Annotated in this window: 11 protein-coding genes; 2 read left to right on the top strand and 9 right to left on the bottom strand. The window is 71.0% G+C overall.

The annotated features are described in order from the left end of the window. Window positions 1-23: 23 nt before the first annotated feature. The 9 genes from ACGFZK_RS12880 to ACGFZK_RS12840 all read right to left on the bottom strand — a co-directional run bounded on the left by ACGFZK_RS12880 (window position 24) and on the right by ACGFZK_RS12840 (window position 9,912). Window positions 24-488: a hypothetical protein gene (locus tag ACGFZK_RS12880; protein WP_393848881.1), complete on the bottom strand. Its 465-nt coding sequence runs from the start codon at window positions 486-488 to the stop codon at window positions 24-26. 74 nt (window positions 489-562) lie between these two features. Continuing rightward, window positions 563-2,446 carry an alpha/beta hydrolase gene (locus tag ACGFZK_RS12875; RefSeq protein WP_393848880.1) on the bottom strand — a complete coding sequence of 628 codons (1,884 nt, stop codon included), beginning with the start codon at window positions 2,444-2,446 and terminating at the stop codon, window positions 563-565. Window positions 2,447-2,454: 8 nt separating this feature from the next. Then, window positions 2,455-2,907 (bottom strand): hypothetical protein, encoded by a 453-nt coding sequence (locus ACGFZK_RS12870; RefSeq protein ID WP_393848879.1) that lies wholly within the window; start codon window positions 2,905-2,907, stop codon window positions 2,455-2,457. 159 nt (window positions 2,908-3,066) lie between these two features. Further along, window positions 3,067-3,786 (bottom strand): PspA/IM30 family protein, encoded by a 720-nt coding sequence (locus tag ACGFZK_RS12865; protein ID WP_393848878.1) that lies wholly within the window; start codon window positions 3,784-3,786, stop codon window positions 3,067-3,069. A gap of 38 nt (window positions 3,787-3,824) precedes the next feature. Next, window positions 3,825-5,942 (bottom strand): TPM domain-containing protein, encoded by a 2,118-nt coding sequence (locus tag ACGFZK_RS12860; RefSeq protein WP_393848877.1) that lies wholly within the window; start codon window positions 5,940-5,942, stop codon window positions 3,825-3,827. 142 nt (window positions 5,943-6,084) lie between these two features. Beyond that, complete coding sequence (locus ACGFZK_RS12855) at window positions 6,085-6,864, bottom strand: succinate dehydrogenase/fumarate reductase iron-sulfur subunit (protein WP_393848876.1); 780 nt, start codon at window positions 6,862-6,864, stop codon at window positions 6,085-6,087. Beyond that, window positions 6,861-8,759 (bottom strand): fumarate reductase/succinate dehydrogenase flavoprotein subunit, encoded by a 1,899-nt coding sequence (locus ACGFZK_RS12850; protein ID WP_393848875.1) that lies wholly within the window; start codon window positions 8,757-8,759, stop codon window positions 6,861-6,863. Before ACGFZK_RS12850 ends, ACGFZK_RS12855 begins: the two co-directional genes overlap by 4 nt. Window position 8,760: 1 nt before the next feature. Next, window positions 8,761-9,585, bottom strand: coding sequence for a hypothetical protein (locus ACGFZK_RS12845; RefSeq protein ID WP_393848874.1), 825 nt, complete (start codon window positions 9,583-9,585; stop codon window positions 8,761-8,763). 102 nt (window positions 9,586-9,687) lie between these two features. Next, window positions 9,688-9,912, bottom strand: a complete 225-nt coding sequence (locus ACGFZK_RS12840; RefSeq protein WP_329099240.1) for a hypothetical protein — start codon at window positions 9,910-9,912, stop codon at window positions 9,688-9,690. Between the two features lie 347 nt (window positions 9,913-10,259). Here ACGFZK_RS12840 and ACGFZK_RS12835 point away from each other — a divergent pair, with 347 nt between their 5' ends. Next, the gene (locus ACGFZK_RS12835) at window positions 10,260-12,587 is read left to right on the top strand and encodes an ABC transporter family substrate-binding protein (RefSeq protein WP_393848873.1); all 2,328 of its coding nucleotides are present in this window, start codon (window positions 10,260-10,262) and stop codon (window positions 12,585-12,587) included. A 335-nt stretch (window positions 12,588-12,922) separates the two neighbouring features. After that, complete coding sequence (gene typA / locus ACGFZK_RS12830) at window positions 12,923-14,827, top strand: translational GTPase TypA (protein ID WP_393848872.1); 1,905 nt, start codon at window positions 12,923-12,925, stop codon at window positions 14,825-14,827. Window positions 14,828-15,000 lie beyond the last annotated feature (173 nt).

The raw sequence follows: 15,000 nt of genomic DNA, 5'->3' as shown, positions 1-15,000 counted from the left end.
CCGTCGGGTCCGGGGGCCTGCGCTCACTTCGGGTCAGTGTCCTTGAAGCACCGCGAGTACACGGCGAAGTTGATCAGGTTCTCGCCTCCGCCGGACCCGTCCATCCACCGGGCCTCGAGCTGGGTGTGGGTCGCCTCGTGGACTGCCAGGACCTCGATCCGCTTGCTCTCGGTGTTGAGGTTCGGGCCGTTCTTCACGACCTTCCAGCCGTTCTCCGGCAGCTGCGCGGCGAGGTTCTTCATGCCCTTGTCGAGGGTGTCGTGGTCCACGCCGTAGACGGACCAGACGTGCCGGACATTGCGGAGGCCCTGCTTCTTCTCCTCGCTCGTGCCGCAGGGGTAGGTCGCCGGTCCCCCCTCGGTCACCTTGCCCTTGACCTGGGTCATGTCGAGGGCCCTGCTCGACAGGTCGCCGACTTCCTCTTCCACCTCTTGGTGGGTACGCGGCTGCGGGTCGTACGTGCGCTTGGAGGAGGATTCGTCGTCCATGAGAGTGCATCCCGATACGAGGGTCAGGGCGCCCAAGAGCGCCAGTGCAGTGACGTTGCTTCTGTTCCTTCGACTCACTGACGGGCCTTCCTGTCCAGATCGACTTCTCCGTAGAGCCCGGCTATGACAGCCGCCTGGTTCTGAAGGCTGACAGACGGCTTACCGTCCGTCTCGTCCCAGAAGTTCCCGTGGCCCGGGGAATCACTGTGCATCTTGTTGGCACCGAACCGTTCGTCCGTGGGAATGACCCCCCAGTCACCGAGACCGCTGAGCCTGCCGCCGAGCGTGACCCCGTTGTCGTCGCCCCCGCCTTCCATGGCCCACACGTGCTTCGGCTGGAAGCCCAGGTCTCCGGCGCGGTCCGCCTGCATACCGGGGCTGCCGACCGCGACCACGTCGTCGACCGGCATGGGGTCGGCCCAGCTGTCGGCGTAGTCACTGCGGTACTTCGCCGTGTCGCCGATCAGCGTGGATCCGTAGCTGTGGCCGATGAGCGTCGTGTGCGCGGTGTCGCCGGTGGCCGCCTGATGGGCCGCCTGGTTGCCGTCGAGGAAGTGCCGCAGGGTCGGCGCCCCCTGCTCGGCCCACTTGTCGTGGGGGGCCTCGGTGAGGATGGTGTTCGGGGCGTCGTAGTCGAACCAGGTGATGGTCGACACCGACTGCCCGGGCGCCAGCGCCGAGGCCTCGCGCCACAGGGCGTCGCTCTTCGCGGCCTCGTCGGAGATGGTCCCCAGCGTCGTCTTCGTGCCCGGTACGAAGATGGACGTGTGGTCCGCGGTGTCCGGGTTTCCGTTGGCCAGGATCACGCGTCCGTCGGAGTTCGCCTCGGCGTCGAAACCGAGCAGGTACGCCTGGGGCAGTCCGCGCTCACCGGTCTCGTCGAAGCGCTTCTGGATGACGTCCATGCCCTCCAGGCGGTCCTTCAGATGGGCCCTCCGGTCCCCGTGCTTGTCGTTCCAGGCGTTCCACTCGTCGGTCTCTTCGCGCATCCAGGCGCGACCGCGCTGGACGTAGTGGTACTTGGGCTTCGGTTCCCCGGGGATCGCGTTCAGCTCGGTCTTGTAGGCGCCGTGCGTCTCCGCGAGGACCGTACGGTTGGCGCTGTCGCGGACGTCCGCCGGGAGCCCGTCCAGTGCTCCGACGCTCGCCGGCTTCAGGGTGATGTAGGTCTCCCTCTCCTCCTCCGACAGGCCCTTCCACCACTCGGCGTTCAACTGCGGGTCGCTGCCCTTGGGCGGCGGGGGCTTGATGTGGTCGAGGTAGTCCTTGGCGCCGCTGCTGACCGCGGCGGAGTCGCCCTTGACGTCGGCCCAGTCGGACTCCGAGACCGTGAGGTCGTCGTCCGCCTTGAGCTTGCGCAGGCGCGGGGCCCACTGGGTGTCGGCTTCGGTGGCCTCGGCGACGGCCTGGGCGATCCGGTTGGCTATCTCCACCGCCTTGCCGAAGTTCGGGTTGGGGTGGATGTTCGCCGCCTGCCGTTCCAGGGCGGCGGAGAGGTCGTTGGCGTCCTTGGTCGGGTCGATGACGTTCCCCGAGGGCTTGCCCTTGGCGCTGCCGCTGACCGTGCCGCCCTCGGGCAGCTTGCCGTCCTTCTCCGTCCCGCCGGGCGGGAAGCTCACCGAGCCGTCGGCGCCGACGGAGAACTTCTGGGCCTCGGCGTCACTCACGGCAGCGTCGAGCTTCCGCTTCGCCTCGGTGAAGGAGGCGGCGAGCGCGTTGAGGGAGGTGGCGGCGAGCCCGCACTCGACCTGCGTGTAGTGGAAGTTCTGGGCCAGGTCCCGCAGCTGGACCAGGGCCTCGGTCACCGCTGCCCCCTTGAGGCCGGCGCGCAGCCGCGCCGAGATCTGTCCTTCGGTGCTGCCGTAGGCGTGGTCGGCCATCGCGCTGACCGACTGGTATCCGTCGGCCGCCTCGGTGAACTCGGTGGGCTTGAGGGCTTTGAGGGTTGCGTAGTCCATGCCCGCTCTCACCGGCCCCCGTCGTTGCCGCCGGTGGCGGGTGTGTCCTTGTAGGTGTCGGTCATGCGGGCGAAGTCACCGCGCAGGGTTTCGTCGTTGGAGACCTGGCCCTTGCCCGCCGAGATCATCGGCCCCTGCAACGTGGTGCACTTGCCGACCAGGCCGTCCAGGTACGTCTTCCACGACGTGTACAGCTCGCCCTGGGCGGTGGCGCTCTCCACGCCGGCGACGGCGGCGCCCTTCTGGCCGCTCTCGAACTCGGTGAGCGCCTTCCTGATGGCCGTCACCAGCTCGCCGACGTCCTGGCTGCCCTTCTTCCAGACCGCCATGTCGGACTTGAGGTCCTCACCGCCACCCCCGCCGCCGCCGTCGGGTGCGGCGCTCGCCAGCCGCATCTCGGCGCCGGCCGCGGTTCCCTGTTTGAGCCCTGCCCACTCCGCGTCGAACGACGTCATGCTCACCCGAGCCCCCGTAACACTCTGCGAATGCAATGATCGGGTGATCCTAATACTTCGACAGCCCCTCGCCTGCCGGGCGGTGTTGACCCTGCTGGGCAGGCACGGCCGGGTCACGGCCCGTAGCGTTCGGTCACGCCGCGCCCGGATTCCCTACGGCAACGGTCAGGCGGCGCGCCCCCGCTTGAGCGCGGCGAGCCGGGACTCGACCTCCAAGGACTTCCCGAGGTCGTCCAGGGCCTCGAACTGGGCGTCCAGCGAGGAGGCGGCCAGTTCCTGTTTGCCCAGCGCCATCGCCTCCTCCCGCCGCACCTTCTCCTCGAAGCGCGCCAGGTCGCTCGTCGGGTCCATGACGTCGATGTTCTTCACCGCGTCCAGCATCGTGTTCTGCGCCTGGGCGGTCTTCGCCCGGGCGACCAGCTCGTCGCGCTTGGACTGGAGCTCCGTCAGCTTGTTCCGCATCGAGTCCAGTCCCGACCTGAGCTTGCCGACGACCTCCGTCTGGGCGGCGATCGTCGGCTCCGCCGTCCTCGCCTCCTTCTCCGACTGCAGCTGCCGGCCCAGCGCCACCTTCGCGAGGTTGTCGAACTTGTCGGCGTCCGCCGTCGCCCCCGACGCCCGCAGCTCGTCCCCCTTCCTGCTCGCCGCCAGGGCCTTGGAGCCCCACTCGGAGGCCGTCTCCACGTCCTCCTTGTGGTCCGCCTCCAGCATCCGGAGGTTGCCGATCGTCGTCGCGACGGCCTGCTCCGCCTCCGAGATGTTGTTCGTGTAGTCGCGGATCAGCTGGTCCAGCGTCTTCTGCGGGTCCTCCGCCTGGTCCAGCAGAGCGTTGATGTTGGCCTTGGCGAGCTGGGTGACGCGGCCGAGGATGGTCTGCTTGCTCATGGTGGGTCTCTCCTGGTCAGGGCCGATGGATGTGCAGTTCAGAAGCGGCCGCCGCCGCCCATGCGGCCGCGGGTCCCGCCGCCGCCGAAGGAACCGGGGCCGCTGCCGCCACCTCCGCCCCCGAAACCGCCGCCGAAGCCGCCTCCGCCGAAGCCCCCGCCGCCCCGGCCGCCGCGCAGGATCTCGCCGAGGATGATCCCGCCGAGCACGGCGCCGCCCTGGCCGCCGCCGGCCCGCCGGCCCGCGTACGGGTCCTGGTACGCCCGTACGTCCTGCTCGGCCAGCTGCTGCGCCTGCTGCGCCAGTGCGTCCGCCTGCTGGGCCTCCGCCAGCGCTCCCGACGGGTCGGCCGCCGCCACGGCCACCGCCCGTTCCAGGTGCCGGCCCGCCTCCGCCAGCCGGGTGCGGGCCTGGCTGCCCACCGCGCCGCGGGTGGTGGTGATGTAGTCCGTCGCCGCGCCGATCGCGCTGCGCGCCGCGAGCATGGCCTGGTCGAGCAGGGCCGCCGCCCGCTGCCGCCCCGACTCCCGCTCCCGCGCCCCGGCCAGGGCCTCGTCGAGGGCCGCGTCGGCCTCCTCGATCCGGCGCAGGGCGTCGATCGGGTCGTACCGGCCGGCCGCCTCCTCCTGCCGCACGTCGGCCAGTACGGCCTCCGCCCGGCCGATCCGCCCGCGCAGGTCCGCCGTCGAGGTGCCCTCCGCGGTGCCGGTGAGCAGTCCGCGGGCGTCCGCGAGATCGGTCTCCGTCTCGGTCAGCGCGCCCGGTAGCTTCCCGGCCGCCTCCGCCAGCTCCTGCGCCCGCCGCTCGACCGCGTCGACCAGGGTCGCCGCCTGGTCCACCGCGCCCTCGGCGGCCCGTACGTGCACGGCCGCCGTCCCGTTCTCGCCGGCGTCCAGGGCCGCATGGGCCAGACCCAGGTTGGTCGCCGTGAACAGCAGCCGGTCCTTGGCCTGTTCGGGGTGGGAGGCGACGGGCGCGGACGCGGAGTCCGCGTACCGCCGCGCCAGCGCGGTCAGGGTCGCCTCGGAGGTGGCGGCGCGCCCGGTCAGGTCCAGGTAGTGCTGCTCCACGGTCGCCAGCGCCTGCGGGGCGTTCTTCTCCAGGTCCCGCAGCCGGTCGAAGTCCGCCGACTCGGCGTCGAGCCGCCGGTTCGCCTCGGTGCAGCGGGCGACGATCTCGTCCAGCATCCGGCGCCGGGTCGCGTCGTCCTCCGGGTAGGCGTCGTCGAGCTGCTGGCGCAGCCGGAAGGCGTGCGTCAGCTCGCCCTTGGCGTACTCCACGGCGGCGATGAAGGGGCGGGCCGCCTCCTCGCCGAACTGGGCGGAGGCGAAACCGAGTTCCTCGGTGCTGGTGCGGACCGCGTCGTCGGTCTCCACCAGCAGGGTCTTGGCCCGGCCGTCCAGCTCCGGCAGCGGGAGCCGGTCCGGCGCCCCTTCGGGCCAGCCCGGCCCGGTGGTCGTCCCGCGCCCGCCCCCGGCGGCGGCCTTCCGCTTGCGGCGGGTGTACGTGTACGCCGCGAGCGCCCCGGCCGCGCCGATGGCGACCACCGGGAGCACGAAGTCCCCGGCCCCGCTCTCGCCGCCCGCCTTGCCACCGGGATTCGCCGGGCCCGGGGTGATGGTCGGCACGGGTACGGGCTGCCCGCCGAGCACGGCGTCGTAGCCGTTGGCCGCGCCGATGGCGGCGCCCGCCCAGTCGTTCTGCTTCAGGGCGGGCTCGATGGCGGTCTGCGCGACGGTGGCCAGCTGCTTCTCGGTGAAACCGGAGTCGACATCGGCCGAATAGGCGTACTGGCGGGCCCCGGTCGCCACGGCCAGCAGGACGTCGTTCTGGCCGAGGCCGTTGCGCTGCGCGGTGGCGTCGGCCCAGCTCTGGGCGGAGCGCCCGGAGAAGTCCCGTACGTAGGCCACGAAGAGCTGGATCCTCCGGTCGGCGTACAGCTGGTCGAGCGCGGCGACGACGGCGCCCTGCCGGTCGCCCAGGGCCCCGACGCGGTCGGTGATCTGGCCCTGCTGGGAGAGGGTGACGGGATCCTCGGCCCATGCGTCGGACACCCCGACCGCACCCCAGCCGCCGGCCGCCAGCAGCCCGGCCGCGAGCGCGAGCCCGGTCCGTACGAAGATCCCGCGGCGCGGCCTGCTTCTCGGCGCAATCACAATTGGGAGGGTATGGGCGGCTTCACCCTCCCGCATCCGGAGTCGCCCCCGTGCCCCGCCCGCCGCCCGCCGCCCGAGCCCACGGCCACAGGTTCGCTGTGGTCACGGGCGGCGGGCGGGGCGGCGGCGGGCGGGGTGAGGGCTAGGGGGTGTCCTGCCGGCGGCGGCCGATCTTGTTGCCCAGCCACACCAGCGGGTCGTACTTGCGGTCCACCGCCCGCTCCTTCAGCGGGATCAGGGCGTTGTCGGTGATCTTGATGCCCTCCGGGCAGACCTCCGTGCAGCACTTGGTGATGTTGCAGTAGCCGAGCCCGTGCTCCTCCTGCGCCGTGCGCTTGCGGTCCAGGCCCGCCTCCGCCGCCGCGTCCAGCGGGTGCATGTCCAGCTCCGCCACCCGCATCAGGAAGCGCGGACCGGCGAAGGCGGGCTTGTTCTCCTCGTGGTCACGCACCACGTGGCAGGTGTCCTGGCACAGGAAGCACTCGATGCACTTGCGGAACTCCTGCGAGCGCTCCACGTCGATCTGCTGCATCCGGTACGCGCCCGGGGCCACCCCCTCCGGCGGCACGAAGGCCGGGACCTCCCGGGCCTTCGCGTAGTTGAAGGACACGTCCGTCACCAGGTCGCGGACGACCGGGAAGGCGCGCAGCGGGGTGACCGTGATCGTCTCGGACCGCTCGAAGGTGGACATGCGCGTCATGCACATCAGGCGCGGCCGGCCGTTGACCTCCGCACTGCACGAGCCGCACTTGCCCGCCTTGCAGTTCCAGCGCACCGCCAGGTCCGAGGCCTGGGTGGCCTGGAGCCGGTGGACGATGTCCAGGACCACCTCCCCGTCGTGCACCTCGACCGTGAAGTCCCGCAGTTCCCCGCCCTCCGCGTCGCCCCGCCAGATCCGGAAGCTCGCGTCGTACGTACTCATTCGTAGAGCTCCTCTTCGGCGAGGTACTTGACCAGCTCTTCCTTCTCGAAGAGCGCGAGCAGGTCGGGGCGGATGGGCTCGGTGCGGGTGTGGACCAAGGCGATCCGGTCGGCCGCAGGGTCCACCGGGGCCGGGTCCACGGGCCGGCACAGCAGGTTCACCGGGCGCCAGCTGCGCTCCATCGACGGGCAGTCCTCCCGGGTGTGCCCGCCCCGGCTCTCCGTGCGCTCCAGGGCCGCGCGGGCCACGCACTCGCTGACCAGCAGCATGTTCCGCAGGTCCAGGGCCAGGTGCCAGCCGGGGTTGAACTGCCGGTGCCCCTCGACACCGGCGCGGGAGGCCCGTACGCGCAGGGTCGCGAGCCTCTCCAGGGCCTCGGCCATCTCGCCCTCGCGCCGGATGATGCCGACGAGGTCGTTCATGGTCGTCTGGAGCTCCTGGTGGAGCGTGTACGGGTTCTCCGCGCCCTCGGCGGCGTGGAAGGGGGCCAGCGCCTCCGCCGCCGCCGCGTCGATCTCCGCCTGGGAGACCGCCGGCCGTCCGGCGGAGGTGGCGTACCCGGCGGCGTGCAGTCCGGCCCGCCGCCCGAAGACCAGCAGGTCGGACAGGGAGTTCCCGCCGAGCCGGTTCGAGCCGTGCATGCCGCCCGCGACCTCGCCCGCCGCGAACAGCCCGGGCACCCCGACGGTGGCGGCGGACTCCGAATCGACCGCGATCCCGCCCATCACGTAGTGACAGGTCGGGCCCACCTCCATCGGCTCCGCCGTGATGTCCACGTCCGCCAGCTCCTTGAACTGGTGGTACATGGAGGGGAGCCGCCGCCTGATCCTCTCGGCCGGCATCCGGGTGGACACGTCGAGGAAGACCCCGCCGTGCGGGGATCCGCGGCCCGCCTTCACCTCGGAGTTGATGGCCCGCGCCACCTCGTCGCGCGGGAGCAGTTCGGGCGGGCGCCGGTTGTGGTCCGGGTCCTCGTACCAGCGGTCGCCCTCCGCCTCCGACTCGGCGTACTTCTCCTTGAAGACGTCGGGGACGTAGTCGAACATGAACCGCTTGCCCTCGGAATTGCGCAGCACCCCGCCGTCACCGCGCACGGACTCGGTGACGAGGATGCCCTTCACCGACGGGGGCCAGACCATGCCGGTGGGGTGGAACTGCACGAACTCCATGTTGAGCAGGGGCGCGCCCGCGAGCAGGGCCAGCGCGTGGCCGTCGCCCGTGTACTCCCAGGAGTTGGAGGTGGTCTTGAAGGACTTGCCGATCCCGCCGGTGGCCAGCACCACCGCCGGGGCCTCCAGGACGAAGAACCGGCCGGACTCGCGCTCGTAGCAGAAGGCCCCCGAGACCTTCCCCCGGTCCTTCAGGACCCTGGTGACCGTGCACTCCTGGAAGACCTTGAGCCGGGCCTCGTAGTCCCCGTGCTCCTTGAGGTCCTCCTGCTGGAGGGCGACGATCTTCTGCTGGAGCGTGCGGATCAGTTCCAGGCCGGTACGGTCGCCGACGTGCGCGAGGCGCGGGTACTCGTGGCCGCCGAAGTTGCGCTGGGAGATCTTCCCGTCGGGCGTCCGGTCGAAGAGCGCGCCCCAGGTCTCCAGCTCCCAGACCCGGTCCGGGGCCTCCTTCGCGTGGAGTTCCGCCATCCGCCACTGGTTGAGGAACTTGCCCCCGCGCATGGTGTCGCGGAAGTGCACCTGCCAGTTGTCGCCCTCGTTGACATTGCCCATGGAGGCGGCGATCCCGCCCTCCGCCATCACCGTATGGGCCTTGCCGAACAGGGACTTGCAGATCACGGCCGTACGGGCGCCGCGCTCGCGGGCCTCGATCGCGGCGCGCAGCCCGGCGCCGCCCGCACCGACCACGACCACGTCCCACTGCTGCCGTTCCACTTGAGCCATCTCAGAAGATCCTCGGGTCGGTGAAGGCGCCGCTGGCCAGCAGGTACACGTAGAAGTCGCACAGGGCCACGCTGATCAGGGAGGCCCACGCCAGCTGCATGTGGCGGGTGTTGAGCCGGCTGACCCAGCCCCAGAGCCGGTAGCGCACCGGGTGCTTCGAGAAGTGCTTGAGCCGGCCGCCCATGATGTGGCGGCAGGAGTGGCAGGACAGGGTGTAGGCCCAGATCAGCGTGATGTTGACCAGGAACAGCAGGGTCCCGAGGCCCATGTGGCCCCAGGCGTAGTCCTCGTTGCGGAAGGTCAGCACCGTGTCGTACGTGAGGATGCCCGCGACCGGGACCGCCGCGTAGAAGAAGTACCGGTGCACGTTCTGGAAGACCAGCGGGAAGCGGGTCTCGCCGGTGTACTTCGCGTGCGGTTCGGCGACGGCGCAGGCCGGCGGCGAGGCCCAGAAGCCCCGGTAGTAGGCCTTGCGGTAGTAGTAGCAGGTCAGCCGGAAGCCGAGCGGGAAGATCAGGATCAGCAGGGCGGGGGAGAGGCCCCACCAGCTGCCGAAGATCTCCCAGTTGGGCCCGCCCTTCATGGGGACGCAGTTCTCCGCGAGACACGGGGAGTAGAAGGGGGAGACGTACGGGGCCGCGTAGTAGTCGGCGTTCGCGAAGGCCCGCCAGGTCGAGTAGACGATGAAGGCGAGCAGCCCGGCCGCGGTGCCGGCGGGGGCCAGCCACCACCGGTCGGTCCGCAGGTGCCGGGCCGCGATCGCGGCCCGTGAGGCGTCGTGGACGCCGCCGGGCCGCTGCTGGGGTCGTTCTGTGCCTGTGGCCAAAGAGGACTCCGGGAGGAGTGATGAGGGGTGCCCGGTGCTGCCCGGCCGCGGACGGCCGGGCAGCACGGGGCGTGGGTGGATGCGCGTCCGTGACGGGCCGGCTCAGGGGGCGCGGCGGTCGCGCGCGCCCAGCCCCTCGTCGTCGGAGTCCGTCCACAGGGAGCTGTCGTACGGGGTGTCCGGGACCGTCACCATCCGGGACGGGTCCGGACCGGTCGCCGTCGTCGACGGCTTCTGCCGGGCGGCCTGCTGCTCCAGCCGCTCGACCTTGCGGGTCAGCTCGTCCAGGTTGCGCCGTACGGCACTCAGATCGTCTTGCAGGGACATGATTTGCCCTCATTTCCGCCAGGGTGCGGTGGCAACGCTCATGTGCGCCTGCGAGTGTCGCGCTTCCCGTCCCCCGTTGTGAAGGGACGTGCAGCGATTGCGGGCGCGCAGGCGTGAATCGTGCGCCCCTCCCTGCCCCCCATTCTCATCCCTCTCCCGGGGGAACGCCTCCTGCCGTGCAAGCGGGATTGGTCCGCACGGGTGGGGTTCGCGGCGTGGCGGGAGTCGGGTGCGAGGGGCGCGGCGGACCGTCTATTTCAGTGGGTTCCGGCAACCGGTGTGATCAGCTCCATATACCGCCGAACGTGATCATGCTTCCCCCACGCCCCGCCCCGGAGGTACCACCCATGTCCCAGAGAAGGCGCAGGTCCTTGGCGCTCCTGACCTCGGGAGTCCTCGCACTGCCGCTGCTCACGGGCTGCGGCGCGGGTGATGACGAGGGCGGTCCGGCCGCCGCAGGGCAGGACATCGCCACGACCGCCCGAGAGAAGGTCGCGGACGGGGGTGTGCTGCGCTGGGCGGTGGACACGCTCCCGGACACCCTCAACACCTTCCAGGCCGATGCGGACGCCACCACCGCCAGGATCGCCGGCGCCGTGCTGCCGCAGCTGTTCGTCCTGGACGCCCGGGGGCGGCCGGTGGCCAATCCCGACTACCTGGAGAAGGCCGAGGTCATCGAGCGGGAGCCGAAGCAGGTCGTCCAGTACAAGCTGAACCAGCAGGCGGTGTGGAGCGACGGACGCGAGATCGGCGCCGCCGACTTCGTGGCGCAGTGGCGGGCCCTGAACGGCAAGGACTCGGCGTACTGGACGGCGCGCAACGCCGGCTACGACCGCATCGAGAAGATCGAGAAGGGCAAGTCCGACCTGGAGGTCAGGGTCACCTTCAACAAGCCGTACGCCGACTGGCGCTCCCTGTTCACCCCGCTCTACCCCAAGCAGGTCACCGGCACCCCGGACGCCTTCAACGAGGGCGCCCGCGGCGCGCTGAAGATCACCGCCGGCCCCTTCGCGCTCGGTGCCATCGACAAGAAGACCGGCACCGCCGCCCTGACCCGCAACGCGCGCTGGTGGGGCCGGCCGGCCAAGCTGGACACGCTGATCCTGACGGCCGTCCCCCGGGCCGAGCGCCCGGCGGCGCTGGCCGCCGGGAAGCTCGACCTGGCCGAGATCGACCGGACCGGAGCCGACCGGATCGCACTGGCCCGCCGGGACGCGGCCGGCAAGAACGGCCCGGGTGCGGGCGGCGCCCCGGCCCACGGCCCGGGCGCGACGCTGACCCCGGCGCAGGCCACGATGTCGTGGGCGATCGCCTTCGGGGCGGACGAGGACAAGGCCGCGGCGGAGGCGGAGAGCCGCCAGAAGCACCTCGCCTCGGTCAAGCGGTACGCGGACGAGCAGGCGGCCCTGCGGGCCTTCACCGTCCGCAAGTCCCTGGAGCCGGCCTACACGCAGCTCGCGATGAACGGGGCCTCCGGCCCGCTGGCGGACGAACGGGTCCGCCGGGCGGTGGCCCGGGCGCTGGACCGCAAGGCGCTGGCCGAGGTGGTGCTGAAGCCGCTCGGCCTGCCCGCGAAGCCGGTCGGCAGCCACCTGGCACTGGCCGGGCAGCGGGCGTACGCGGACAACAGCGACGCCCTCGGCGGTCAGGACACCCACGCGGCCCAGGCCCTGCTCGCGGACGCGGGCTGGCGCAAGAACGGCAAGATCACCGAGCCGGCGGGTGCCAAGGCCGGCCCGGAGAGCGCCCCGCAGGACGACGGGAAGACCCCGGCCGGCCCGGGCACCGGGAACGACGGGCTCTACATCGTGGGCGACGACGGGGCCAACGGCGAGCCCCGGTCGGCCTCCGCGGCCCGCACCCAGACCGGCACCGGTACGGGGACCGGCGCCGCCCCGGCAGGCGCCCAGGACGGGCCGTCCCCGGTGCTCGCACCCGCCCCCTTCGGGGCCCAGCAGCAGGCCTTGCTGCTCGCCCAGGCGGCCCGAGCCGCCAAGCCCGTCGCCGTGGACGACGGCAAGGGCGCTCCGGCCCGCGAGGGTGACGCGGCCGACGCCGACAAGGCCTCCCCGGCGCCGGCCCCGGCCAAGCAGCCCGCCCGCACCTCCGGCGGCATGCTGGCCAAGGACGGCAAGGCGCTCAGCCTGCGCTTCGTCGTCCCGGCCGGCCCCGGCTCGGAGTCGCTGCGCACGGTCGGCGAGCGGATCTCCGCGATGCTCCGCAAGATCGGTGTGAACACCGAGACGGTCAAGGTGGCCGACGACAGCTTCTTCAAGGACCACGTGGCCTCGGGCCAGTACGACCTGGCCCTGTACTCGTGGCCCGCGACGGCCTACCCGGCCACCGACGCCCGGCCCATCTTCGCCAAGCCGGAGCCGGCCGCGGACGGCTCCCTCCTCGTCGAACAGAACTACACACGGGTCGGCACCGACCACATCGACCAGCTCTTCGACCAGGCGGTCGGCGAGCTGGACGAGGAGCAGTCCCGCGAGCTGATGCGCAAGGCGGACGCCCGGATCTGGGCCGCCGCCGGCTCCATCCCCCTCTACCAGCGCCCCGAGCTGGTGGCCGTCAAGCCGGGCCTGGCCAATGCCGGCGCCTTCGGCCTCGGCGCTCCCCGCTACCAGGACATCGGCTGGAAGAAGGCCCCGGCGGTGAAGGACAAGAAGAAGTAGCGGGGGAGAAGAAGTGGTGACAAAGCGGTGCCTGTCAGGTTGACCCGCGGCTCACAAGCTCAGATGTGACTCAAGTCCCTTGCCCGCCGGATCCCCCGGCGGGCAAGGTCGTGCATACCCGTTGACCCGCGTGAATACCGGTTGGAACGGCGGCCGAGGCACCCCATGCAGCACTCGGCCGCACTCATGCATCCGGCCCCTTGACAGACCCCTCGGCAGGCGGTTCCCGCCACTCGACGTACCATGGGGTAAGGCCGTGGCAGGTTTTCGCCCGGCCGAGGCGCGCGTGCCGGACCGTACGCGACGCCATCCACGATCCCGGGAGAAGCGCCGAAGTGCCCACGCGCCACGACATCCGTAACGTCGCCATCGTCGCCCACGTCGACCATGGCAAGACGACCATCGTCGATGCCATGCTCAAGCAGGCCGGTGCCTTCGCCGCCCACCAGCACCTCGACGACCGCATGATGGACTCGAACGACCTGGAGCGTGAGAAGGGCATCACGATCCTCGCCAAGAACACGGCGGTGAAGTATCACCCCAAGGACGGCGGGGCCCCGATCACGATCAACATCATCGACACCCCCGGCCACGCCGACTTCGGTGGTGAGGTCGAGCGCGGTCTGTCGATGGTGGACGCCGTCGTTCTGCTGGTGGACGCCTCCGAGGGTCCGCTGCCCCAGACCCGCTTCGTCCTGCGCAAGGCCCTGCAGGCGAAGATGCCGGTCATCCTCTGCATCAACAAGACCGACCGCCCGGACTCCCGGATCGACGAGGTCGTCAACGAGACGTACGACCTCTTCCTGGACCTGGACGCGGACGAGGACCAGATCGAGTTCCCGATCGTCTACGCCTGTGGCCGTGACGGCGTGGCCTCGCTGACCAAGCCCGAGGACGGCACCGTCCCGGCGGACAGCACCAACCTCGAGCCGTTCTTCTCCACCATCCTGGAGCACGTCCCCGCCCCGGTGTACGACGAGGAGGCCCCCCTCCAGGCCCACGTCACCAACCTGGACGCCGACAACTTCCTCGGCCGTATCGCGCTGGTTCGCGTCGAGCAGGGCGAGCTGCGCAAGGGCCAGACCGTCGCGTGGATCAAGCGTGACGGCTCCATCTCCAACGTCCGCATCACCGAGCTGATGATGACCGAGGCGCTCACCCGCAAGCCGGCCGAGGTGGCGGGCCCGGGTGACATCTGCGCGGTCGCCGGTTTCCCCGAGATCATGATCGGCGAGACCCTGGCCGACCCGGAGAACCCGATCGCGCTTCCGCTGATCTCGGTGGACGAGCCGGCGATCTCCATGACCATCGGTACGAACACCTCCCCGATGGTCGGCCGCGGCGGCAGCGGCAAGGGCGCGGACGCCAAGTCCGCCGTCAAGGACCGCAAGGTCACCGCCCGCCAGGTCAAGGACCGTCTGGACCGCGAGCTCGTCGGTAACGTCTCGCTCCGCGTCCTCGACACCGAGCGTCCCGACGCCTGGGAGGTCCAGGGCCGTGGTGAGCTCGCGCTCGCCATCCTGGTCGAGCAGATGCGCCGCGAGGGCTTCGAGCTGACCATCGGCAAGCCGCAGGTGGTCACGCAGGAGATCGACGGCAAGGTGCACGAGCCGGTCGAGCGCATGACGATCGACGTGCCCGAGGAGCACATGGGTGCGGTCACGCAGCTCATGGGCGTCCGCAAGGGCCGCATGGACAACATGTCGAACCACGGCTCCGGCTGGGTCCGCATGGAGTTCGTCGTCCCGTCGCGCGGTCTCATCGGTTTCCGTACGGAGTTCCTCACGGGCACGCGCGGTACCGGCATTGCCCACTCGATCCACGAGGGCCACGAGCCGTGGTTCGGCCCGCTGGTCACCCGTAACAACGGCTCGCTGGTCGCCGACCGCGCCGGTTCGGTCACGCCGTTCGCGATGATCAACCTGCAGGAGCGCGGCGTCCTGTTCACCGACCCCGGCACCGAGGTGTACGAGGGCATGATCGTCGGTGAGAACTCGCGCTCCGACGACATGGACGTGAACATCACCAAGGAGAAGAAGCTCACCAACATGCGTGCGGCTTCCGCGGACAACACCGAGAACGTGGTGCCCCCGCGCAAGCTCTCCCTGGAGCAGTCCCTCGAGTTCTGCCGCGACGACGAGTGCGTCGAGGTGACCCCGGAGGCCGTGCGCATCCGCAAGGTCGTCCTGGACCAGAAGGACCGCTCGCGCACCGCGTCGCGCGCCAAGTCCGGCAAGTAGTAACAGCCGTACGGCCGTTCGCCCGGATTTGCTCGGGCGGGCGGCCGCGCTGGTCCTGACGGGCCGCAGTACCTGGATAAGCAGCAGCCCCTCCCTTCACGGAGTCCGTGAAGGGAGGGGCTGTTCGCTTTTGTCAAGCGGATTTTTGCGTTCAGGTGTCCGCATACCGACCG

Source organism: Streptomyces sp. NPDC048257, from assembly GCF_043201855.1.
GTDB lineage: Bacteria > Actinomycetota > Actinomycetes > Streptomycetales > Streptomycetaceae > Streptomyces.
The sequence above is the reverse complement of the archived record's forward strand: the minus strand, read 5'-3'. Positions and strand labels throughout refer to the sequence as shown.

Excerpts from the sequence above, each read along its gene's own strand:
- ACGFZK_RS12880 (WP_393848881.1), bottom strand. The coding sequence starts at position 488 with ATGGACGACGAATCCTCCTCCAAGCGCACGTACGACCCGCAGCCGCGT.
- ACGFZK_RS12875 (WP_393848880.1), bottom strand. The coding sequence starts at position 2,446 with ATGGACTACGCAACCCTCAAAGCCCTCAAGCCCACCGAGTTCACCGAG.
- ACGFZK_RS12865 (WP_393848878.1), bottom strand. The coding sequence starts at position 3,786 with ATGAGCAAGCAGACCATCCTCGGCCGCGTCACCCAGCTCGCCAAGGCC.
- ACGFZK_RS12855 (WP_393848876.1), bottom strand. The coding sequence starts at position 6,864 with ATGAGTACGTACGACGCGAGCTTCCGGATCTGGCGGGGCGACGCGGAG.
- ACGFZK_RS12850 (WP_393848875.1), bottom strand. The coding sequence starts at position 8,759 with ATGGCTCAAGTGGAACGGCAGCAGTGGGACGTGGTCGTGGTCGGTGCG.
- ACGFZK_RS12840 (WP_329099240.1), bottom strand. The coding sequence starts at position 9,912 with ATGTCCCTGCAAGACGATCTGAGTGCCGTACGGCGCAACCTGGACGAG.
- ACGFZK_RS12835 (WP_393848873.1), top strand. The coding sequence starts at position 10,260 with ATGTCCCAGAGAAGGCGCAGGTCCTTGGCGCTCCTGACCTCGGGAGTC.